We start from the raw sequence: 22343 nt of genomic DNA, 5'->3' as shown, positions 1-22343 counted from the left end.
GCAATTCGCGTCCGACATGATTTGACCGCGAGGTTCAAAAAAAACTGTTTTACCCATTCACCCACAGGATGAGACCCATGACCAAATCAGCGCTTCAACTCACAGTACTCGCCGGCATTCTGCTGGTGCTTGCCGGCAGTGCCTCGGCCACTACTTACACCAACGTGCCGGGCGGCGCGAACAACGGCTTGCCGTTTGCGTCCTTCGGTAACGGTGCCAACCCGAGCAGCGACTCGCCCAAGGTTGGCGAAGTGTTCTCGCTGACAACGGCTGGCTTGCTGTCGTCGTTCAGCTTCTACGCGCTCGGCAACACCACGGCTTCGCTGCAGCTGAACGTGGCGCAATGGAACCCTGGCACGAACGCCAAGAACCAGGCCACCAATCTGGTCGGCCCGGCGTTGCTGACGACGTCCGGCTCGGGCGTCGAGACCTATAACTCGACCGGCGGCTTCACCACCGTTGCGTTTGACAACCTGGGCCTGAACCTGAACGCCAATACCAAGTACATTGCCTACCTGACCAGCTCTGACCCCACCGTGACCGGCATTCAGTTCTCGCGCACCCAGACCACGGCAGATGCGTCCGGCTTCGGCATTGGCAACGGCTACTTCAGCACCATCCCCGGCAACGGCTGGCAACTGCCTTTCGGCGGCAGCGGTTTCCTGAGCCTGCAATACACCGCGATCACTGCTGCAGTGCCTGAGCCGTCCACCAGCATGATGTTCCTGGCAGGCTTGCTGGGCGTGGGTGTTGTGCTGCGCCGGCGTCAGAACGCGGCCTGATTTGCGGCGGCGATGCCGTGGCAGGAACGGGTTGCAGCTCGCTGTGACCGTTCCACACAAAAAAACACCCCTGCTTTCCGAGAATCAGGGGTGTTTTGATGTTCGTCTGTTGACACCTGCAGGTGACCGGGCGCGATGACAGCATTTCCCGCCGACCGTACAGGAAGGCGTCAGTACCCCTTCTGATCGCTCGACTTGAAACGGACGATGCCGTCCTGCCGCAACGCCAGATGCTTGGTCTTGCGACCGCTGACACGGCGACGCCAGAGTTCAAAACTGGATCGCTGCATGCCCTTGCGCATCAACTGGATGACCTCTGCTTCCGAGACCCCGAACTGGGTGGTGATAGTGTCGAAAGCGGTGCGGTCTTCCCAGGCCATCTGAATGATGCGGCCAATGTCTTCACCCGAGAGTGCGGCAACGCGGTTACTTGACACGGTAGATCGCACAGAGCTTGTTGCCATCCGGATCGCGCACATAGGCAAGGTGCAATGCGCCCATGCCGCCCTCACGCAGGCCCGGTGGATCTTCACAGGATTGCCCGCCATGCGCGAGCGCCGTGTCGTGGAATGCTTGCACTTGCTCGGCCGAGTTGCACTTGAAGGCAATGGTGCCGCCGTTCGCGCATGTCGCTGCGTCGCCATTGATCGGTTCGCTGATGCCAAAGGTGCTGCCATCGTGCCGGTAAAAGAGTCGGGTGTGACCCGAACTCGCCTTGTTACGCATCGGCTCGCCGGCGCCGAGTGTTCCGAGCACGGCATCGTAGAAGCGTTTCGACCGTTCGATGTCATTCGAACCCACCATCACATGATTGAACATCATTTCTCCCTGGTGCCCGCGGGATGTCGGGCTTGGTGTCGGATTTTAATACAAGGAAAGTTCATGCGGGTTTCGACCACCCGCCGCGGCACCTAACAATATGGCGCCGCAATCCCTTCGCCCGCAAACGCCCGCGCAATCGCCGGCCGCTGCGCCAGCATGTCGAGATAGCGTCCAAGATGCGGGCGTCCGCGTGCCGGTCGCGCCATCATCCGGCTCCAGCGCGCCAGCATAAACAGGTACGGGTCCACCGCCGAATACTGCGCGCCGAGCAGGTACGGCCCGCCGCTGGCAAGCGCGTCCTCGATCAGATCAAACATCTGCGCCAGCCGGGCTTCGGCGTGGGCCTTGACCTGGGCAATCGCGGCACCATCGTCGGCCATCCGTTCGGGATAAAAGTACGTGATCATTTCCGGCTGAACGGTGTTGGTCAGGTGGATCAGCCACTTGTAAAAATGCGCACGGGCCTGCGTGCCCACCACCGGCGCGAGCGCGGCTTCGGGATGGCAGTCGGCCAGATGCAGGCAGATCGCGGCGCTTTCATACAGCACCAGGTCGCCATCGATCAACACCGGGATCAGGCCATTCGGATTGAGCTGGCGATACGCGGCGCTGCGATGCGCATTGTTGTCGCGGTCGACCAGCAGCAGTTCGTAGGGCAGGCCGATTTCTTCGAGCAGCATGTGCGGCGCGAGGTTGGCGTTGCCGGGAAAGTAGTGCAGTTGTCGCATCAGGATCTGGCCAGTCGAAGCCCGCTGAATTGCCAGCGCGCGGTTGCAGGGAAAAAATTGCGGTAACTGGTGCGGGCATGTCCGTCCGGTGTGGCGCAGGAGCCGCCGCGCAATACGTATTGATTGACCATGAACTTGCCGTTGTATTCGCCCAGCGCACCGTCGGCCGTGGCAAAGCCGGGATATGGCGTGTAGCTGCTGCTGGTCCATTGCCAGCAGGCGCCGAACAGGTCGGCGAAGTCGGCCGACTGCGCCGCATGTTCCCACTCCGCTTCGGTCGGCAGTCGCGCACCGGCCCAGCGCGCATAGGCATCGGCTTCAAAATAGGACAGGTGCGCTACCGGCGCCTGCAGATCCAGCGCCTGCACGCCGCGCAAGGTGAATTCCTGCCAGCCGGCGTTATCGCGCCAGTACAGCGGACAGCTCAGTGCTTCGCGCTTGATCCAGTCCCATCCTTCGGACAGCCACAACGCCGCATCCTGGTAGCCACCTGCCGTGATGAATTCCAGATACTCGCCATTGGTCACCAGCGTCGACGCCAGCGCAAACGCTTCGACAAACTGGCGGTGGCGCGGCAGCTCGTTGTCAAAGCAGAAGCCGGCGCCGTCGTAACCGATTTCGGTGAGCGCGGCATCGAACTGCTGCCAGCGCGATGGCGCCGGATTGACCGGTGGCGCAATGGCGTCGGCGGCATACGCCGGTTGCAGCGGATTCATCGACAGCAGATGCTTGAGATCTGTCAGCATCAGCTCCTGGTGCTGCTGTTCGTGCTGCAGGCCGAGCGTGATCAGTGCGATCAGGTGCGGCGACGGCGCCGCCAGCAAGTCGGCAATGCGGCGATCGATGGCGTGGCGGTAGGCGAGGATTTCGTCAAGCGCCGGGCGCGTGATCAAGCCGCGGTTGGCACGCGCGTGTTTTTCGCCAATGCCGTTGTAGTACGAATTGAACAGCACCCGGAAGGCCGGATGATGCGGCTGGAAACCGGCTTCCCGCGCTTCCAGGATGAAGGTCTCGAAGAACCAGCTGGTATGCGCCAGGTGCCATTTGATCGGACTGGCGTCGGGCATCGATTGCACGCAGGCGTCTTCCGGCGACAGCGGCGCGGCCAGCGCCAGACTGCGTGCACGAACGGTCCGGAAGCGCTGCAACACCTCGGTGGCCTGCATCAGGCCGGGTTCGACGGGCGCATTCATCGTCAGTCTCCTTTGCGCTGGCCGCGCGCATGGCACACCATGAACCAGCCACGCGGATCGGTCCAGACCCGCACGCCGGTAAAGCCGGACTCTTCGAGCAGCGCCACGAATTGTGGCTGGGTGTATTTGTAGCTGCTTTCGGTATGGATGCGCTCGCCGGCCGTAAAGTCGCGCTTGCCGCCGCGCCATTTGACGGTCAGCGCCGTGCGCGCTTCCAGATGCATTTCGACGCGACTCAGCGCCGGGTTGAAAAAGCCGACGTGACGCCACTGCCGGATATCGAAGTCGGCATCCAGTTCACGGTTGATGTGATTGAGCAGATTCAGGTTGAAGGCTGCGGTGACGCCGAGCGCATCATCGTAGGCAGCGTCAAGCACGTCACTGGCCTTGACCAGATCGACGCTGATCAGCAAGCCGCCATCGGCGCCGCACGATGCCGCCAATCCGCGCAGGAACGCACGCGCTTCGGCCGGCGTGAAATTGCCGATCGAGGAACCGGGATAAAAGAACAGGCGCTGCTGCGGCTGGACATTCTCCGGCAAGGCGAACGGTCGCGAGAAATCGACGCCGAGCGCGGTAATTTCCATGGCTGGAAAACGCTGTTGCAACGTCTCCACCGAGTCGCGCAGGAAATCCACCGAGATATCGACCGGCACGTAATGCGCCGGCTGAATCACCGGAAACAGGCGCGCCGCCTTGGCGCAGTTGCCCGCGCCCAGATCGATCATAGTGCGGCCGCTGCCGACCGACGCGGTGATCTCGTCGGCATGGGCGTCGAAGATCGCGGTCTCGGTGCGGGTTGGATAGTATTCGGGCAGTTCGCAGATCGCCTCGAACAGTTTCGAGCCGAGCGCGTCGTACAGATATTTGGGCGAAGTGGTCGCCTGCGTCGCAAGCAGACCACTGATGAGTTCATCACGAATGCCAGACTTGTCTTCGTGCGAGCGCTGGATGAATTGGGCCAATTGGATGCCTTTCACTTCAGGAGTTCAAGCGCAGGGGCCTGGATTTTCGGATCGTCCCAGTCGGCCTCGCCGACCAGTTGATAGCGCAGCATGCCGTTGCGGTCGAGCAGAAACGTGGTCGGCATCACGTTCACCTGCCAGGCCTTGAGCACGACCATGTCGGGATCGCGCAGGACCTTGAACTGGATTGGAATACGTTGCATGAAATCGGCAATGCGCGGCTTGCCTTCGGCGACATTGACGCCGACGATCTGCAATTTGCGCGCGCCAAATTTTTGCTGCAGGCGATTGAACGCCGGGATTTCGGCGCGACAACCATCGCACCAGGTGGCCCAGAAATTGATCAGCACCACCTGTCCTTTCAGGCTGGCCAGATCGACCGCCTTGCCGTCAAGGTCATCCAGCAGCAACGGCATGGGCGCCTGCCCGCCGCTGCTGGAAAACGCGGTCCAGCTGGCCTGCGCATGCGCCGCCCCATTGGTCATCAGAAATAGAACCAGCAGCAGCGGCGCGCGCATCGGGCGCATCAACTGGTGATTTCCCGCACGGTGATCTTGTACTTGAAGTTATCCGGATCGAGGCTGTCGACACGCACTGCCTTGCCGGCCTCGGTGACGGTTGCGTTCGGGTACATGAAGAAACCGATCTTGCCCTTGGTGTCGCCCGGCAGTTGCACGTCGGCCGCATAATTGTAGGCCAGCCAGTTCATTTCCCACGAACCGAACAACCGCTTGCGGGCCGCCACCACCTTGTCATCGGTCAGCGGCAAGCCACCGCCCTCTTCCAGCACGACCTTGCGCACATCGGCCGGATCGACCGGCACCCAGCCATAGCCGGCCAGGAAGAATTCGGCACGGCAGTGTTGCGCCTTGGTGATGTCGCCGGACTTGCCGAGCGACTTGTAGCCGAGCTTCGAATCCGCCACGCGGATGCCATACACGTCGCGTGCCGGAATCCCAACCGAACGCGCCATGCCGACGAACAGGGCATTGAGGTCGCCGCATTTGCCGCCGAGATTTTTGGACTCAAGCATGGATTTGATATCGCCCACGCCACAGCCGCGCACCTTGGCATCGCGGTAGGTGTTGTCGACGATCCACTCGTAAATTGCACGCGCCTTGTCGAGGTCGGTCTTGGCGCCCTTGGTGACTTCCTGCGCCGTTTGCAGCACGATGCCATCGGTCGGCAACAGGTCGGTGGCGCCCAGCGCGCGCTTGCGTTCGGCGGCATCGAGCTGGGTCGGGCCGCTTGGCGCGGCGCTCAGATCGACAGCGCGATCGCGCGTCATGAAGCGGGTCGTGACTTCGACCACCGGCTTCTCGGCGCCGCTGAATTCGGCCACCAGAATGCCGGCGCCGTACTTGGGGTCCTGCATCAATTGCGCCTTGCCATCCGATTTGAACGTGGTCTCAAGTACCTTCTGGTAATCGGTATTGACGGTAGGCACCGGCAACCAGACGCCCGCCGGCCCGGCGACGGGCAGTTCGGCGCGGGTCACGATCTCAAACGTGCGCCAGCCGTCATCGGCGGCCCACGCGAATGCACCGAACGGAGCCAGCGATGCCGCGGAAGCGATTGCAGATGTTTTCAGGAAAACGCGACGGTCCATGATGATCTTTCGGTAACAAGGAGAGGAAGGTTGCTCTGCGCGAACCCGTGGCGTGTTCTGCCCGCCGCAGCAATACGCACTAAAATGCAAAGTTTAGCCTAATCGACAAGCCCGCGCTGCATCATCGCGCACCGTGAAAACCGCCTCTGGAATCGTCAATGGAAACAGCGTCGCCCCCTGCACTTGCCTGTCATGCACTGCAAAAAACTTATGGTGGCCAGCGCGTGGTGCTGGCGCATCTGGATTTCGTGCTCGGCGCTGGCGAATACATTGCCATCATGGGCGAATCCGGCGTCGGCAAGTCGACATTGCTCAATCTTATCGCCGGTCTGGACACGCCCGACAGCGGCACCGTGCAGATCGACGGAGTGACCATGTCGCAGCTGAGCGACGATGCGGCGACCCGCTTGCGGCGCGAAAAGCTCGGATTCATTTTCCAGGCGTTCCATGTGTTGCCGCATTTGACGCTGGCGCAGAATGTCGGCCTGCCGTTGCTGCTCAATGGCGCGGACATGGGGCGCGCCATTGAAATGCTCGATGCGGTCGGCCTGCACGGCCGCGGCAATGATTTTCCGCGCCAGTTGTCGGGCGGGGAATTGCAGCGTGTGGCGATTGCCCGCGCGCTGGTGCACCGGCCCAAGCTGGTGCTGGCCGATGAGCCGACCGGCAATCTCGACCCCGATACCGCCCAGGATGTACTGCGCCTGCTGCGCGCCGAGATCAAGGCCAATGGCGCGTCGGCCATCATGGTCACGCATTCGCTGGCCGCTGCCGCCACCGCCGACCGGATCCTGATCCTCACGCGGGCCGGCTTGCAGCCCTTGCAGCAAGCCGCATGAAGCGCTCGCTGATGCGCTGGTTGCTGCTGGGCGAATGGCGCATGCATCCGCTGCGCGCGCTGGCGGCGATTGCGGCGATCGCGCTGGGCGTGTCGCTCGGTTTCGCGATCGACCTGATCAATGGCGCTGCATTCAATGAATTTACCGCCGCCGCCAAGAGCCTGACCGGCCAATCCGACCTGCAAGTGCGCGGCGCGCAGGCCTTGTTCGACGAAGCGGACTATCCGCGCCTGGCGCAACACGACGGCGTCACGCTGGCCAATCCGGTGCTGGAAATCGACGCGACCGTGCCGGGCCAGCGCGGCGCATTGAAGATCCTCGGCATCGACGTGTTTCACGCGACCGCGCTGGCGCCGGACCTGCTCGGCGTGCCTGCCAGCGACAAGCCGTTCGACACGCTGGCCGACGATGCCATTTTCCTGTCGCCGGCAGCGCAGCAATGGTTGCAGGTCAAGCCGGGCGACCTGCTCAAGCTGCAGAACGGCACTGCGCCAGTCAGGCTGCGCGTGGCCGGCGGCATCGTGCGGGCGCGGCCGGGCCAGCGCATCGCGGAGATGGATATCGCCACCGCCCAGTGGCGCTTCGACCGGCTCGGCAAACTCTCGCGGATCGACCTGAAGCTGGCCGACGGCATCACGCGCGCCGCCTTTCGCACCCGGCTGCAGGCCGAATTCGGCACGCGCCTGCTGATCACTGAAAGCGCCGATCAGGAAGCCCGCAGCGCCAACATGTCGCGCGCCTACCGGGTCAATTTGAATGTACTGGCGCTGGTGGCCTTGTTCACCGGCGCCTTTCTGGTGTTTTCCACGCAGGCGCTGTCGGTGTTGCGCCGTCGTTCGCAATTTGCCTTGCTGCGTGTGATCGGCGTGACGCGGGCCGGCCTGTTGCAGCAGATTCTGCTGGAAGGCGGCGCACTCGGCGCGACCGGCTCGCTGCTCGGGCTGGCGGTCGGCTATGCGATGGCGGCTGTCGCGCTGCGCCTGTTTGGCGGCGACCTGGGCGGCGGCTACTTTCCGGGCATCCAGCCGAGCGTGCAATTCAATCCGCTGGCAGCGCTGGTGTTCTTTTCGCTCGGCACCGGCATCGCGCTGCTGGGCAGCCTGACACCGGCGCTGGAAGCCGCGCACGCGCAGCCGGCGCCGGCGCTGAAAGCGGGCAGCGAGGACGTCGCCATGGCACGACTGGCGACACCGTGGCCGGCGTTACTCTGCCTGTTGCTGGCCGCTGGCCTGACGCAGCTGCCGCCGTTGTTCGAGCTGCCGGTGTTCGGTTATCTGGCGGTGGCGCTGATGCTGGTTGGCGGCATCGCGTTGATGCCGCGTTTTTCCGCGCTGGTGTTTTCCGCGTTGCTGCGCCGTGGCCGACACCGCCTCGTCAGCATGCTGGCGCTGGCGCGGCTGGCGAATGCGCCCAACCAGGCCGCGATTGCACTCGGCGGCGTGCTGTCGAGTTTCAGTCTGATGGTGGCGATGGCGATCATGGTGTCTAGCTTCCGGGTCTCGGTCGATGACTGGCTGGCGCAATTGTTGTCAGCCGACCTGTATGTGCGGTCCGCAGCCAGTGGCGATACCGGCGCGATCAAACCGGCCGAGCAGCGCCAGTTGCGCGCGCTGCCCGGTGTACGCCGCGCCGAATTCCTGCGCGCGCAAACGTTGCTGCTCACGCCAGCCCGACCGCCAGTGATGCTGCTGGCGCGGCCCATCGATGCCGCCGCGCCGGGACGCACGTTGCCGCTGACCGAGGATGTCATCGATGCCAGCACGCTGGCACGACCGGTCTGGATCTCGGAAGCGATGGTCGATCTGTACGGCTACCGCGTCGGCCAGCAAATTGCGTTGCCGCTGGCCGCGGCCACGCCGACCTTTACCGTGGCCGGGGTCTGGCGCGATTACGCGCGTCAATCGGGCGCGGTGCAAATCCGGCTGGCCGACTACCAGCAGCTGACCGGCGATCTCGACATCAACGATACGGCGCTGTTTTTCGCGCCTGGCACCAGCACCGCTGCGGTCATCAAGGCAGTGCGGGCCTTGCCGTTCGGCGCGGCGGTCGAATTCGCCGATCCCGGCGAGATCCGTGCGCTCAGCCTGAAGATATTCGACCGCAGCTTTGCCGTCACCTATCTGCTCGAAATCGTCGCCATCGTGATCGGGCTGTTCGGCGTGGCCGCGACCTTTTCCGCGCAAACGCTGGCGCGCGCCAAGGAATTCGGCATGCTGCGGCATGTCGGGATCACGCGTCGCCAGGTGCTGCAGGTGCTCGGCGCCGAGGGCGCGCTGTTGACCGGGCTGGGCATTCTGGTCGGTTTCGCCCTCGGCTGGATCATCAGCATGGTGCTGATTTTCGTGGTCAATCCACAGTCTTTTCACTGGAGTATGCAATTGCACATGCCATGGGGTTTGCTCGGCTCGGTTGCCGTCCTGATGCTGGTGTCGTCCGCCGCCACCGCCGTGGCCTCGGGTTCGCGGGCAGTCGCCGGCGACGCCGTGCGTGCCGTGCGGGAGGACTGGTGATGAAGCTGCTGGCCGGATTGCTGCTGGCGTGGTGCAGCGCGCTGAATGCGGCTGCGCCCACTTTCGAGTCGGTCAATCCCGGCACCACGCTGGAATTTCCGCAGGATTTCGGCGCCCATCCGTCGTATCGCACCGAGTGGTGGTACGCCACCGGCTGGCTCGACACGCCGGACCATCGACCGCTCGGGTTTCAGATCACGTTCTTTCGTTCCGCCACCGGGCATGACCGCGCCAATCCGAGCGCCTTCGCACCCGGCCAGCTGATCATCGCGCATGCGGCGCTGTCGGACCCTGCCGTCGGCCGCCTGCTGCATGACCAGCGCAGCGCGCGCGCCGGCTTCGGTCTGGCCTATGCCAGGCCTGGCAATACCGACGTCAAGCTCAATGACTGGGTCCTGCTGCGCCAGCCCGACGGCAGTTATCAGGCGCGCCTCGCGAGTCGCGAATTCGCACTGCAATTGCAACTGACGCCGACCCAGCCGACCATGCTGCAGGGTGTCGATGGCTACTCGCGCAAGGGACCGAACCCGTCGCAAGCGAGCCACTACTACAGCCAGCCGCAATTGCAGGTGCGTGGCACCGTCACACGCGCCGGCAAGCCGGTGACGGTGACCGGCACTGCATGGCTCGATCACGAATGGTCGACCAGCGTCCTTGACGCCAGCGCCAGTGGCTGGGACTGGCTCGGCGCCAACCTCGACGACGGCAGCGCCCTGATGGCATTTCAGATCCGCAGCATCGACGGCACCCGGCTGTGGGCCCATGCCGCGTTGCGTTCTCGCAGCGGACAGCTCACGCAGTTCGCGCCGGAGCAGGTACACTTCGCGCCACAACGTCACTGGCGTTCGCCGCGCACCAACGCGTCGTACCCGGTGGCGACCACGATTACCACTGGCACCACCAGCTGGCAACTGATTCCCCTGCAGGATGATCAGGAACTAGATTCCCGCCAGTCCACCGGTTCCGTGTACTGGGAGGGCGGCGTGACTATCCTGCGTGAAGGAAAGCCAATGGGCCGCGGCTACCTTGAAATGACCGGCTATCTCAAACCCATCAAACTATGACCACACCGACCGAATCCGCCCAAAAAGCCAGCCTTTCCACTCTCGCCGAGCTGCTGCCGTTCCTCAAGCCGTATGGCCGCCAGTTTCTGCTCGCCGGCATTGCCCTGATCGTCGCCGCCTGCGCGACGCTGGCCGTGCCGTATGCGTTCAAGCAGATGATCGACCTCGGCTTCGGCGGCAACGGCATCAAGAGCGCCGCGCATATCGACCTGTATTTCCTGGCCCTGTTCGGTGTCGCCACCGTGCTGGCGATCGCCACTGCGGCACGCTTCTACATGGTCTCGTGGCTGGGCGAGCGCGTGACTGCCGACATCCGCAGCGCGGTGTACGCGCATGTCGTCACGCAAAGCCCGCAGTTCTTTGAAACCACCCAGAGCGGTGAAGTGCTGTCGCGCCTGACCACCGACACGACGCTGATCCAATCGGTGGTTGGCACCAGCATCTCGATGGCGTTGCGCAATGTGCTGCTGTTTGGCGGCGGCATGGTGATGCTGTTCATCACCAGCGTGAAGTTATCGGCGATCATTCTGTTGGCGCTGCTGGTGGTGGTGCTGCCGATCGTCTTCTTTGGCCGTCGCGTGCGCAAACTGTCGCGTGATTCGCAGGACCGGATTGCCGACGCCTCCGCGATGGCCAGCGAGATTCTCAATGCCATGCCCACAGTGCAGGCGTTTACCCACGAAAAAATCGAATCGAACCGCTTCACCAGCATGATCGAAAGCGCCTTCGGCACCGCCATGCGGCGCATCCGCGCGCGCTCGTTACTGACCATGATCGCCATCGTGCTGGTGTTCGGCGCGATCGTGTTCGTGCTGTGGCTCGGTGCGCATGCGGTGATCAAGGGAACCATGACGGGCGGCGAGCTTGGCCAGTTCATTTTGTATGCGGCGATTGTGGCCGGCTCGATCGGCGCGTTATCGGAAGTGCTGGGCGAGGCGCAGCGCGCCGCCGGTGCCACCGAGCGGCTGCTGGAATTATTGGCCGAAGAGTCGCCGATCCAGTCCCCGGCGGTGCCAAAAGCGTTACCGCAGCAAGCACAAAACGGCGCGACGCTGGAGCTGAAAAATCTGGTATTCCATTACCCGTCACGGCCACTCTCGCCCGCGCTGTCGCAGCTGTCCCTGAATATTCGCGCCGGTGAAACGGTCGCCGTGGTGGGACCGTCGGGCGCTGGCAAAACCACGTTGTTCCAGATGCTGTTGCGCCTCTACGATCCGCAACAGGGGCAGATCCTGCTCGACGGCGTTGACATCACCGAACTCGATTTGCACGTCTTGCGCAATGCCATTGGCATAGTGCCGCAGGACACCGTGATCTTCTCCGCCAACGCGATGGAAAACATCCGCTATGGCCGCGCCGGCGCTACTGACGCGGAAGTGATCGAGGCCGCCAGGCTGGCTGCCGCGCACGAGTTCATCGAGCGCCTGCCGGAAGGCTACCAATCGTTCCTCGGCGAACGCGGCGTGCGCCTGTCCGGTGGCCAGCGGCAGCGCATCGCGATTGCCCGTGCGCTGCTGAAAAACCCGCCGCTGCTGTTGCTCGATGAAGCGACCAGCGCGCTCGACGCCGAATCCGAACGGTTGGTGCAAAGTGCACTGGAAGCGGCGATGGTGGGTCGCACTACGCTGGTCATCGCGCATCGCCTGGCCACCGTCAAGCGGGTCGACCGCATCGTGGTGATGGAGCATGGCCAGATCGTCGAGATCGGCACCCATGCCGAACTGGTGGCGAAGAACGGCTTGTATGCGAGTCTGGCGGCGCTGCAGTTTGGGGTGCACGGATAAGCAGGGTTACAATCACGCATCCTTTTTACTGATCCCCGCCATGCGCCAATACCTCGAATTCATGCGTCACGTTGCCGACCACGGCAGCATCAAGACCGACCGCACCGGGACCGGTACGCGTTCGGTGTTCGGTTACCAGATGCGCTTCAATCTGCAGGACGGTTTTCCGCTGGTGACGACCAAAAAACTCCATTTGAAGTCGATCATTCATGAATTGATCTGGTTTTTGGAGGGCGCGACCAACATCCGGTATCTGAAGGAAAACGGTGTCTCGATTTGGGACGATTGGGCCGATGCCGAGGGCAATCTCGGCCCGATCTATGGTTATCAATGGCGTTCGTGGCCAACCCCGAACGGCGAGCACATCGACCAGATCGCACAAGTGCTGGAGCAGATCAAGCACAACCCGGATTCGCGCCGCATGATCGTGTCAGCCTGGAATGTGGCGGACATCCCGAACATGAAACTGCCGCCATGCCATGCGCTGTTCCAGTTCTATGTCGCCGATGGCAAGCTGTCGTGCCAGTTGTACCAGCGCAGCGCCGACATCTTCCTGGGTGTGCCCTTCAACATCGCGTCGTATGCGCTGCTCACGCACATGATGGCGCAGCAGGCCGGCCTCGAAGTGGGCGACTTTGTCTGGACCGGTGGCGATTGCCATTTGTATGCGAATCACATGGAGCAGGTGCAGCAGCAATTGGCACGCACGCCGCATGCCCTGCCACAGCTGGAGATCAAGCGCACGCCGGAGTCGATTTTCGATTACCGGTTTGATGATTTCGAGATTGTTGGGTATGCGCCGGATGCGCATATCAAGGCGCCAGTGGCGGTGTAAGGCCACCCAAAAAAAACGAGGCCGCTGTTCGCGGCCTCGCTGCGTGGCAATCTCTATAACTACATTACCTCACCGAACGCGGCTGCCCACGAGAGCTAGCCTGCGGCTGAACGGCACTCCATTGATGCACCACGCCGTTCACCTCGTAGTACAACCCAGATGATGTTCCGAAAATCCGTCCGATCTGGAAGCCATTGCGTGACAGGCTAATCTGGCCGGACCAGCTTGTCGCATCTGTCTGTGACAGGAGGGTGGTATAGCTACCAGACGACGTGTAGGTTGCGCCATCGGACAAGAAAGTCATGTCGCGTTGCTCGACGGTCTGCTCAGTAACCCTGCCATCGAGCGTTGACACATCGTTGTAGGCCGAGCTGCCGGACACGAACTGCGCAGTTTTACCGGTCAGGTTGTTGCGTAGCGTCGAGCCAGCGCTTGGTGTGATGACGTAGCTGCCGATTGATTTGCTCGCGGAATACTTGGTCGTTGATAGGAGTGCCACGGCACCGTTACCTGTCAGATCGCTTGGCGATGGTCCGTCCAACCCGATTGAAGTACGGAAATTGTTTATCTGGCTGATTCCGCTGAAAATGTCCTGTTCTGTCTGAATGCTGGCACTGTAGTTCAGATTGGCACTCCCGGTCAGCGAATCACCGGAACTGGTGCGGCAGTTGATAAACGTACCGGTCAAGTTGGCATTACCGAGCAGCGGGGTGGAGCCAACCGGAATCGCCTGGCCATTCAGGGTGCCGATAGCGCTACCGGCGAGACACGCACTGGCGGGATTGCTCCAGACGAAATTCGGTCTTGTACCCGCGACGAAATACTTGATTGGCGCATATCCCATGTCGAACAGATTATCGAACATGAATATCCCCGAGATCAAATCTTCCAGTCCTTTTACGTCGAGTGCGGCGGTCACAGTCAGCGTCGCAATATCGCTGGTGACACTTCCTGCCGCATTGCTCACTTTTACCGAGAACTGCGCTTGATCGCCGCCAGCCGTTGCGGCCCGGAGCAAATAGGTGGCTTGCGTAGCTCCAGCTATCGGCTGCCCGTTACGCAATCACTGATAGGTGAATGGGCCTTTGCCCGCAACCCAGGTGGAAAAGAGTACGGGGGTATCGGCGGGCGCGCTCATCGAACGCGGCTGCAGGAGAAATACCGGTTTTACAAGAGAGGGAGCGGGATCAAACACTAAACAGGTCGGCAAGGTGATATCGCTTGACGCCGGACCTGCCAGCACAGCGTTGGAACTACCAGGATCAATGACTTCAATCTTGGCCCGCGCGTTCTTCCGCACGGCCAACCGAAACTTACCCTGTGCATCGGAGACCACTTGGGCAAAGCCCGAATAATCCACGCCCTCGGAAACGACCGCAACACCACCAACCGCCTTGCCGCCAGCGTCAACCAAACACCCATTCACAAATACCGAGTCCAACTTCTGGTCCGCATTCCACGTCGAAAAATGCCCCACACTCCCCTCGTAATACTGATCCGGTGCAACCCCCGCCAGCGTCGCACTGCCCTCCTCGACCCACAACCCGGTGCTTTCATTGAAGTAGTACAGCGGAGTGGTCTGCGGCGGCACAGTCGACCGACTGCCCAGCGGAATGCGGATCGTAGCTTTGCTGCCGGCGGCCAAATTAAGCCGGTTACCGGCGTTGTCGCGCAGTTGCACCGATAGCGCGCCAAAGCTTTCGATCGGGTCGCCGCTGCTGCTGGTGTAAGTACCGGGCATGTTGGCCGGATTGGTGGCAGGGTTGATCGGCGCGATGGTTGCGGTGACGGCGCCTTGCGGTGCTGCGCCGGTGGTGGCGTTGACCAGGCTGGAAGGCGCCAGCGTGACGCGCGCGGCGCTGGCAGTGTCGCTGACGGTCGCGCCAGCGGCGTTGTCGAACGTGGCGGTGGCTGCGACCGGCGTCATGCGGGCCGTCACGTTGCTGCTGGCGCCGGCAATCACGCCAGTGGTGGCGAATGCATCGGCATAGCCATCACGCGCAAACCGCACCACCACGCGATCGGCGGCCGCTAGTCCATCGTGGCTGAAGCTGCCGTCGGCAGCCGTGGTGACAGTCTTGCCGGCCAGTTGCACCTGCACGCCGCCGAGCGGCTGGCCGGTGTCGCTCGCAACCACTACGCCAGCCACCCGCGTGCCGGTCGCCGCGTCGGTGGACGTGGTGTCGGTGCTGGAAGCAGAACCGCTGCCGCCATCGCTGCCACCACCGCCACACGCGCCCAGCGTCAGCACGCTGAATGCACAGATTGCCAATAACTTGAATTTCACAATGACTCCTCTCCGTTTGAACGGTACACTTTTAAAGTAACGAAGAGTAGCAATGCGTGATCGTCGATTGGTGTCGTAATTACCATCAATCGCTCCCAAGCACCAATGAATCGCCGGCACGGAAACAAAAGCCGGCGGCGACGCCCATGTCGCATCAATACGACCGGACCCGCAACCGCTTTCCGCGAGCCCGGTTCCCATCGGTATAATCCGCCGTACACAACACTGCCCGGCGCGGCCCGCGGAATCCACCATGACCATCCTGACTCTTATCGTCGCCACTGACGCGGCGGGCGGCATCGGCATCAACAACACGTTGCCGTGGAAGCTGCCGGAAGACCTGGCGCATTTCAAGCGCACCACCACCGGCCATCCGATCCTGATGGGCCGCAAGACCTTCGAGTCGATTGGTCGGGCCCTGCCGAACCGGCGCAACATCGTCGTCAGCCGCAATCCGGACTGGCGGCATGATGGCGTCGAGACGGCGCTGTCCTTGCAGGCGGGATTGAACCTGTGCGACGGTGACGCGGTCTTTGTTATCGGCGGCGCGGAACTCTACCGGCTTGCACTGCCGCTGGCGCAGCGCCTGATCGTCACCGAGATCGCCGCACGCTTCGATTGCGATGCCTTCTTTCCTGCCATCGAAGCCGAGCAGTGGGCCGAAACGGCGCGCGAGCAGCATCACGCGACCACGCAGCAGCTTGATTTTTCCTTTGTCACTTACCAACGCAAACAGGGATAGCCATGTCAGAAGGATTTCACGTCCACGGACCGCATGACCACGCGGTCGAACATGCCGCGCATGGCGGCGCCGACGCCTTTTCCGGCCGTATCGCGGTGATGACGGCGATTTTGGCCACCGTCGGCGCGCTGTTCGGCTATCAGGGTGGTGACACGCAAAACAACGCCGCACTCTACAAGAACAACGCCGCCATCAAGAAGACTGAAGCGTCCAATCAGTGGAACTACTACCAATCCAAGTCCAACAAGCAGAATCTGGCCGAACTGGCGATGTCGCTGCCGGGCGTCGATGTCGAGAAGTACCGCACCGAGGTGGCGCGCTACAAGACCGAAAAGGAAGACATCAAGAAAGACGCCGAAAAGCTGGAAGCGGCTTCGCTGGACTGGGACAAGCAGTCCGACGAGCAGATTCACCTTCATCACCGCTGGGCGCTGGCCACTACCGCTGAACAGATTGCCATTTCGCTGGCGGCGATCACGCTGCTCACGCGCCGCACCTGGATGCAATATCTGGCGTACGGGATTGCGACCGTCGGTCTGGTGCTGGGCGCAATGGCCTGGTGGCACTTTTAAATCCGACACTTCGCCCCCACATCAAGTTTTCTGAGAGAATCGGCTTTCTCGGCTAGTGTATTTCTGTTTGAAACGCACTGTACACGCCGTTCATACTAACCGGCACCTGGAGATGTCCGTCAACTACCCCGCCCTGAAGGACGGAGCTTGAAAGGCGAAAGCCACGACAGCTTGGGTTGACCAGACCACGCGAAAGTACCACGCACCGTTGCAACGAAGTACAAGACGCACCTTGGGATGCTTCCTTAGTCTCAGGCTCTGCAAGTGGCAGAAGCAGACAAGCGATTGGGTAAGCACGAAACGGTCTGCCATCAGGTTCAAAGGAGACTACGGGTTACCGCTCCTGAGCCGAAGCTGCGTTGCAACATGGTCGAAGGGAGCGACACCGCAAGGTGTCTGTCACAAGGCGCGTAAGCGCATGTTGGAGAAGGTAATGTCCGTGTTTGTTGTAGACCGAAATCAAAGGCCATTGATGCCGTGTAGCGAGAAGCGGGCGCGCAAGCTGCTCGCAGCTGGCCGCGCGCGCGTGCACCGGCTGATTCCGTTCTGCATTCGGATAGTAGATTTAGGGGTTGCCGGGTGCACCTTGCAGCCGATCCGACTCAAGCTAGACCCCGGCAGCAAGGCAACGGGTATCGCCCTCGTTCGGGAGCGCGTCGCACTCGACGCAGCGACCGGCGAAGTCGTCGTCACGGCACACGTCTTAAATCTGTTCGAATTGCTGCATCGTGGCCGACAAATCAGCGAGGCCCTGACGGCCCGTCGAAACATGCGCCGGCGCCGCCGCGGTAACTTGCGCTATCGGGAGCCGCGTTTTCTAAACCGGGGAAACAAGACCTGTGGATGGCTTGCCCCGAGCCTTCAGCATCGCATCGACACAACCATGACGTGGGTGACCCGATTCCGGCGCTGGGCACCGGTCACGGCAATCAGCCAAGAGTTGGTGCGTTTCGACATGCAACGTATGGAGTATCCGGAAATCTCGGGCGTAGAGTATCAACACGGAACGTTATTTGGTTACGAGGTACGCGAATATCTTTTGGAGAAGTGGGCGCGCAAGTGCGCCTACTGCGATGCAAAGGATGTTGCGCTAAACATCGACCACGTCCACGCGAAAGCCCGTGGAGGTTCGGATCGCGTTTCCAATTTGACGCTAGCTTGCGTGCCTTGCAACAACAAGAAGGCTGCACGCGACATCAACGAATTCTTGACGCGCGATCCTTCTCGCTTGGCGCGCATCACAGCTCAATCAAAACGGCCTTTGCTAGACGCGGCGGCGGTGAACACTACGCGCTGGGCGCTGTGCCATGCCCTGAAGTCGACCGGATTGCCGGTGTTAACCGGATCCGGCGGCCTCACGAAATATAACCGCAGCCGTCTGGCCATGCCAAAAACGCACGCGCTTGACGCGGCGTGCGTTGGTGCTGTCGACACCGTAGTTGGCTGGGACAGGCCGACGATATCCATTAAATGCACCGGGCGTGGCAGTTATCAACGCACCCGCCTGGACGGCTACGGTTTCCCACGCGGTTACCTGATGCGTCAGAAGTCGGTGCACGGATTTCGCACCGGCGACATGGCGACTGCCATTGTCACCAAGGGAATCAAACTCGGCACGTACCCCGGGCGCGTTGCAGTCAGGAATACTGGCAACTTCAACATCCAAACACAGCAATGCGTCGTACAAGGCATATCGCACAAGCACTGCAAGATCATTCAGCGTGCGGACGGATATGGTTATTCACGGGTGGCAAAAATGGACGTGACAGGCACGCCACCAAAGCAAGAAACGCGCTGCGTTTCGCGCTCTGCCTCCCTGGGCTAAACCCCGAGGTTTCACGCGCAATCGGATGAAATTCCGCTTCCCGATCGTCATCATCGACGAAGACTTCCGCTCTGAAAATACGTCTGGCCTGGGCATTCGCGCGCTCGCCGATGCAATGGAAAAGGAAGGCATGGAAGTGCTGGGCGTGACCAGCTACGGCGACCTGTCGCAGTTCGCGCAGCAACAGTCGCGCGCCTCGGCCTTCATCCTGTCGATCGACGACGAGGAATTTGGCGCCGGCTCGTTCGAGGAAACCGACCACGCGCTCAAATCATTGCGCGCCTTCGTCGAAGAAATCCGCCACAAGAACGCCGACATCCCGATTTATCTGTACGGCGAAACACGCACCTCGCGCCACATCCCGAACGACATCCTGCGTGAACTGCATGGCTTCATTCACATGTTCGAGGACACGCCGGAGTTCGTCGCACGCCATATCATCCGCGAAGCCAAGTCGTATCTGGATGGCCTGTCGCCGCCGTTCTTCCGCGCGCTGGTGCATTACGCCAATGACGGTTCGTATTCGTGGCACTGCCCGGGCCATTCCGGTGGCGTGGCGTTCCTGAAGTCGCCGATCGGCCAGATGTTCCACCAGTTTTTCGGCGAGAACATGTTGCGCGCCGACGTCTGCAATGCGGTCGAAGAACTCGGCCAGCTGCTCGACCACACCGGCCCGGTGGCCGCCAGCGAACGCAATGCCGCGCGCATCTTCAATGCCGACCACTGCTACTTCGTCACCAACGGCACCAGCACCAGCAACAAGATGGTGTGGCATTCGACGGTGGCGCCCGGCGACATCGTGGTGGTCGATCGAAACTGCCACAAATCGATTCTGCATTCGATCATCATGACCGGCGCGATTCCCGTGTTCCTGATGCCGACCCGCAATCATCTGGGCATCATCGGACCGATTCCGCTGTCCGAGTTCAGCATGGAAAACATTCGCAAGAAGATCGAAGCCAATCCGTTTGCGCGCGCTGCCAAGAACAAGAAGCCGCGCATCCTGACCATCACCCAGTCGACTTACGATGGCGTGATCTACAACGTCGAAACACTCAAGCATCTGCTCGACGGCGAAATCGACACCCTGCATTTTGATGAAGCGTGGCTGCCGCATGCCACTTTCCATGATTTCTACAAGGACATGCACGCCATCGGCAAGGATCGTCCACGCGCGCGCCAGTCGATGATCTTCTCCACCCAGTCGACCCACAAATTGCTGGCAGGGTTGTCGCAGGCGTCGCAGATTCTGGTATGCGAATCCGAATCGGTACAGCTCGACCGCGACGCGTTCAATGAAGCCTACCTGATGCACACCTCGACCTCGCCGCAATATTCGATCATCGCCTCGTGCGATGTCGCGGCCGCCATGATGGAAGCACCGGGCGGAACCGCGCTGGTCGAAGAAAGCATTCTGGAAGCGCTCGACTTCCGTCGCGCCATGAAAAAGATCGACCTCGAATGGGGCCATGACTGGTGGTTCCAGGTCTGGGGACCGGACAGCTTTTCGGAAGACGGCATCGGCAGCCGCGAAGACTGGATGATTCGCGCCGAAGACGACTGGCACGGCTTTGGCGACCTGGCCCCGGGCTTCAACATGCTGGATCCGATCAAGGCCACCATCGTCACCCCCGGCCTGTCGATCGACGGCAAGTTCGGCGAGTCCGGCATCCCCGCCTCGATTGTCACCAAGTACCTGGCCGAGCATGGCGTGATCATCGAAAAATGCGGTCTGTATTCGTTCTTCATCATGTTCACCATCGGCATCACCAAAGGCCGCTGGAACACGCTGCTGACCGCCTTGCAGCAATTCAAGGACGACTACGACAAGAACCAGCCGATGTGGCGCATCCTGCCCGAGTTTGCCACCGCTAATCCGCGCTACGAGCGCATCGGCCTGCGCGACTTGTGCCAGCAGATTCACGACTTCTACAAGGCCCACGACATCGCGCGCCTGACCACCGAAATGTACCTGTCCGACATGCAACCGGCGCTGAAGCCATCGGACGCATTCGCGATGATGGCGCACCGCGAAATCGACCGCGTACCAATCGACGAACTGGAAGGGCGCGTCACATCGATTCTGCTCACGCCTTATCCACCGGGCATTCCGTTGCTGATTCCGGGCGAACGTTTCAATCGCACCATCGTCGACTACCTCAAGTTTGCGCGCGACTTCAATGAGAAGTTTCCCGGCTTCGAGACCGATGTGCATGGCCTCGTTACACGCGAAGTCGATGGCAAGCGTGGGTATTTCGTGGATTGTGTAAGGCAGTAACGACCGGGTAGTGATGCATGTTCAGTAACACCGTCGCAAGGGCCACTGCGACGGTTGAACGACATCACCCGGACCCGCCCCGAATGCGTCCCATGCGGCCGTCGCAGCGCTAACGCAACGCACGCAACGCACGCAACGCAGAATCGTTGCACGTACTCCTGTATGTCAAACATCCCCCTGTTCATGCGGCGCGCCGCTGCATTGACACGACAGCATTTCAACAGCACCACGCTCACCCACCGGCCAGCAGCCCGCGCGGCTGCCGCATGCCATTTCCCTGCAGCGCGACACGCCGCTGCGTCGGTCGCCGTCATTCATCGGATGACGCGTCCCGCAGCCTGACACGCCACAGCCCCAGCACCATGGCTGCCATCGTGATCAGGCGATCGATCAAGGCGAACCTGCCCTGGAAAAATGCACGGATTTCTCACCGAAATCGAACCACGTGTCGAATGTTGCAATTTAACCATCATCTACATCAACCCTGCGCATCGCCGGGCATCAGAGGAGGTCACATTGAGAGAACGACTATGGGATTACGCACGCGGTATCGGCATCGTGCTCGTTGTATACGGGCATGTTCTAAGGGGATTGCATACCAGTGGCATCGTGCCCGATGGTCACTGGCTAATGGCCACCGATTACCCGCTGTACACATTCCATATGCCCTTGTTCTTCGTGCTGGCGGGAATGAACGCGGGGAAAGGGCTGGCCAAAGATGGGTTCCTGCGCAGCAAACTGATGACCATTGTGTACCCCTATTTCCTGTGGTCTTCTTTGCAGGGAATCACACAGGTCGCCATGGCGGGAAGTACCAATAGCCCATTCGACATGTCGGAACTGGCTACCTCGATACTGTTCGGGCAATTCGGTCAGTTCTGGTTTTTATACGCACTGATGCTGTGCCATGTCTTCGTTTTTCTGACGAGCGCCAACCGGCTGCGGGTGAGCGCATTTGCCCTGGTGGCCTACGCGGTGGGTTGCTACTTCGAGTTGGGCAGCCTGTCCACGGCGCTCAAATTCTTCATCTTCTATGCCGCCGGACTGCTGGCTGCCGAGCATCTGAAATCGGTCGTGGAGCGTACCGCGCATCCGCTCGGGATTGGCCTCGCTGTCGCCGGCGCCGGGCTCACCATGCTTGGCGCCGCGCAGGTTGCCGGCTACTCCGACCCACTCGCCCTGCCCGCGGCCTTCCTCGGCATACTTTTCGTCCTTCAACTTTCGGCTGTGTTGGCGCGCGCGGGCAGCATGCGTATGGTTGAACGTCTTGGACTGGCGTCGATGCCGATATTTCTCATGCATATCCTGGCCAGTAGCGGCACGCGCATTATTTTGTCGAAGGCCGGCATCACTTATATTTACCTGCAACTTGCACTTGGCCTCGCGGCCGGCGTCGTCCTCCCGATGGCGGCCTATTACCTCATTTATCTGACAGGCAAGGAGAAGTTCGTGGGTTTTACACGCGGGGGCGCTGCGTTCAGTGCGACACGCTACGTCTGATTTCTTCC

Annotated in this window: 20 protein-coding genes; 11 read left to right on the top strand and 9 right to left on the bottom strand. The window is 61.3% G+C overall.

What is annotated here, in order from left to right; translation table 11 throughout:
- Positions 1–77 precede the first annotated feature (77 nt).
- Positions 78–782: a PEP-CTERM sorting domain-containing protein gene (locus RCH09_RS08830; RefSeq protein WP_326940703.1), complete on the top strand. Its 705-nt coding sequence runs from the start codon at positions 78–80 to the stop codon at positions 780–782.
- Between the two features lie 170 nt (positions 783–952).
- Here RCH09_RS08830 and RCH09_RS08825 read toward each other — a convergent pair whose 3' ends face one another.
- The 7 genes from RCH09_RS08825 to RCH09_RS08795 all read right to left on the bottom strand — a co-directional run bounded on the left by RCH09_RS08825 (position 953) and on the right by RCH09_RS08795 (position 6099).
- Positions 953–1219 carry a TIGR03643 family protein gene (locus RCH09_RS08825; RefSeq protein ID WP_326940702.1) on the bottom strand — a complete coding sequence of 89 codons (267 nt, stop codon included), beginning with the start codon at positions 1217–1219 and terminating at the stop codon, positions 953–955.
- Entirely contained in the window at positions 1209–1601 is a 393-nt protein-coding gene (locus RCH09_RS08820) for a VOC family protein (protein ID WP_326940701.1), read from the bottom strand. The genes RCH09_RS08825 and RCH09_RS08820 overlap by 11 nt, the downstream gene beginning before the upstream one ends.
- A 92-nt stretch (positions 1602–1693) precedes the next feature.
- Positions 1694–2332: a glutathione S-transferase family protein gene (locus RCH09_RS08815; protein ID WP_326940700.1), complete on the bottom strand. Its 639-nt coding sequence runs from the start codon at positions 2330–2332 to the stop codon at positions 1694–1696.
- Positions 2332–3525 carry an ergothioneine biosynthesis protein EgtB gene (egtB, locus tag RCH09_RS08810; RefSeq protein WP_442785018.1) on the bottom strand — a complete coding sequence of 398 codons (1194 nt, stop codon included), beginning with the start codon at positions 3523–3525 and terminating at the stop codon, positions 2332–2334. Before egtB ends, RCH09_RS08815 begins: the two co-directional genes overlap by 1 nt.
- 2 nt (positions 3526–3527) lie before the next feature.
- The gene (gene egtD / locus RCH09_RS08805; protein WP_326940699.1) at positions 3528–4490 is read right to left on the bottom strand and encodes an L-histidine N(alpha)-methyltransferase; all 963 of its coding nucleotides are present in this window, start codon (positions 4488–4490) and stop codon (positions 3528–3530) included.
- Between the two features lie 11 nt (positions 4491–4501).
- Positions 4502–5008 (bottom strand): TlpA disulfide reductase family protein, encoded by a 507-nt coding sequence (locus tag RCH09_RS08800; protein WP_326940698.1) that lies wholly within the window; start codon positions 5006–5008, stop codon positions 4502–4504.
- Between the two features lie 8 nt (positions 5009–5016).
- Positions 5017–6099 (bottom strand): transglutaminase domain-containing protein, encoded by a 1083-nt coding sequence (locus RCH09_RS08795; RefSeq protein ID WP_326940697.1) that lies wholly within the window; start codon positions 6097–6099, stop codon positions 5017–5019.
- 158 nt (positions 6100–6257) lie between these two features.
- Between RCH09_RS08795 and RCH09_RS08790 the strand changes: the two genes are divergently transcribed.
- The 5 genes from RCH09_RS08790 to RCH09_RS08770 are packed head-to-tail and all read left to right on the top strand — an operon-like array spanning position 6258 to position 13131.
- Positions 6258–6938: an ABC transporter ATP-binding protein gene (locus RCH09_RS08790; RefSeq protein WP_326940696.1), complete on the top strand. Its 681-nt coding sequence runs from the start codon at positions 6258–6260 to the stop codon at positions 6936–6938.
- Positions 6935–9448: an FtsX-like permease family protein gene (locus RCH09_RS08785; protein ID WP_326940695.1), complete on the top strand. Its 2514-nt coding sequence runs from the start codon at positions 6935–6937 to the stop codon at positions 9446–9448. The genes RCH09_RS08790 and RCH09_RS08785 overlap by 4 nt, the downstream gene beginning before the upstream one ends.
- On the top strand, positions 9448–10512 hold the full coding sequence (locus RCH09_RS08780; RefSeq protein ID WP_326940694.1) for a lipocalin-like domain-containing protein: 1065 nt from the start codon (positions 9448–9450) through the stop codon (positions 10510–10512). Before RCH09_RS08785 ends, RCH09_RS08780 begins: the two co-directional genes overlap by 1 nt.
- The gene (locus tag RCH09_RS08775) at positions 10509–12296 is read left to right on the top strand and encodes an ABC transporter transmembrane domain-containing protein (protein ID WP_326940693.1); all 1788 of its coding nucleotides are present in this window, start codon (positions 10509–10511) and stop codon (positions 12294–12296) included. Before RCH09_RS08780 ends, RCH09_RS08775 begins: the two co-directional genes overlap by 4 nt.
- Before the next feature lie 40 nt (positions 12297–12336).
- On the top strand, positions 12337–13131 hold the full coding sequence (locus tag RCH09_RS08770; RefSeq protein WP_326940692.1) for a thymidylate synthase: 795 nt from the start codon (positions 12337–12339) through the stop codon (positions 13129–13131).
- A gap of 64 nt (positions 13132–13195) precedes the next feature.
- On the opposite strand, the gene RCH09_RS08765 is transcribed toward RCH09_RS08770, so the two are convergent.
- A complete protein-coding gene (locus RCH09_RS08765) occupies positions 13196–14149 on the bottom strand; it encodes a hypothetical protein (RefSeq protein ID WP_326940691.1) in 954 nt (317 codons plus the stop codon).
- Between the two features lie 45 nt (positions 14150–14194).
- Entirely contained in the window at positions 14195–15418 is a 1224-nt protein-coding gene (locus tag RCH09_RS08760) for a carboxypeptidase regulatory-like domain-containing protein (protein WP_326940690.1), read from the bottom strand.
- A gap of 253 nt (positions 15419–15671) precedes the next feature.
- On the opposite strand from RCH09_RS08760, the gene RCH09_RS08755 reads away from it, so the two are divergent.
- The 5 genes from RCH09_RS08755 to RCH09_RS08735 all read left to right on the top strand — a co-directional run bounded on the left by RCH09_RS08755 (position 15672) and on the right by RCH09_RS08735 (position 22335).
- On the top strand, positions 15672–16160 hold the full coding sequence (locus tag RCH09_RS08755) for a dihydrofolate reductase (protein WP_326940689.1): 489 nt from the start codon (positions 15672–15674) through the stop codon (positions 16158–16160).
- A 2-nt stretch (positions 16161–16162) separates the two neighbouring features.
- A complete protein-coding gene (locus RCH09_RS08750; RefSeq protein ID WP_326940688.1) occupies positions 16163–16732 on the top strand; it encodes a DUF4337 domain-containing protein in 570 nt (189 codons plus the stop codon).
- A 433-nt stretch (positions 16733–17165) separates the two neighbouring features.
- A complete protein-coding gene (iscB, locus tag RCH09_RS08745) occupies positions 17166–18557 on the top strand; it encodes an RNA-guided endonuclease IscB (RefSeq protein WP_326940687.1) in 1392 nt (463 codons plus the stop codon).
- 25 nt (positions 18558–18582) lie between these two features.
- Positions 18583–20835, top strand: a complete 2253-nt coding sequence (locus tag RCH09_RS08740; protein ID WP_326940686.1) for an arginine/lysine/ornithine decarboxylase — start codon at positions 18583–18585, stop codon at positions 20833–20835.
- Between the two features lie 414 nt (positions 20836–21249).
- On the top strand, positions 21250–22335 hold the full coding sequence (locus RCH09_RS08735; protein ID WP_326940685.1) for an acyltransferase family protein: 1086 nt from the start codon (positions 21250–21252) through the stop codon (positions 22333–22335).
- Positions 22336–22343: the final 8 nt, after the last annotated feature.

It is taken from the genome of Actimicrobium sp. GrIS 1.19, assembly GCF_035984655.1.
GTDB lineage: Bacteria > Pseudomonadota > Gammaproteobacteria > Burkholderiales > Burkholderiaceae_D > Actimicrobium.
The sequence above is the reverse complement of the archived record's forward strand: the minus strand, read 5'-3'. Positions and strand labels throughout refer to the sequence as shown.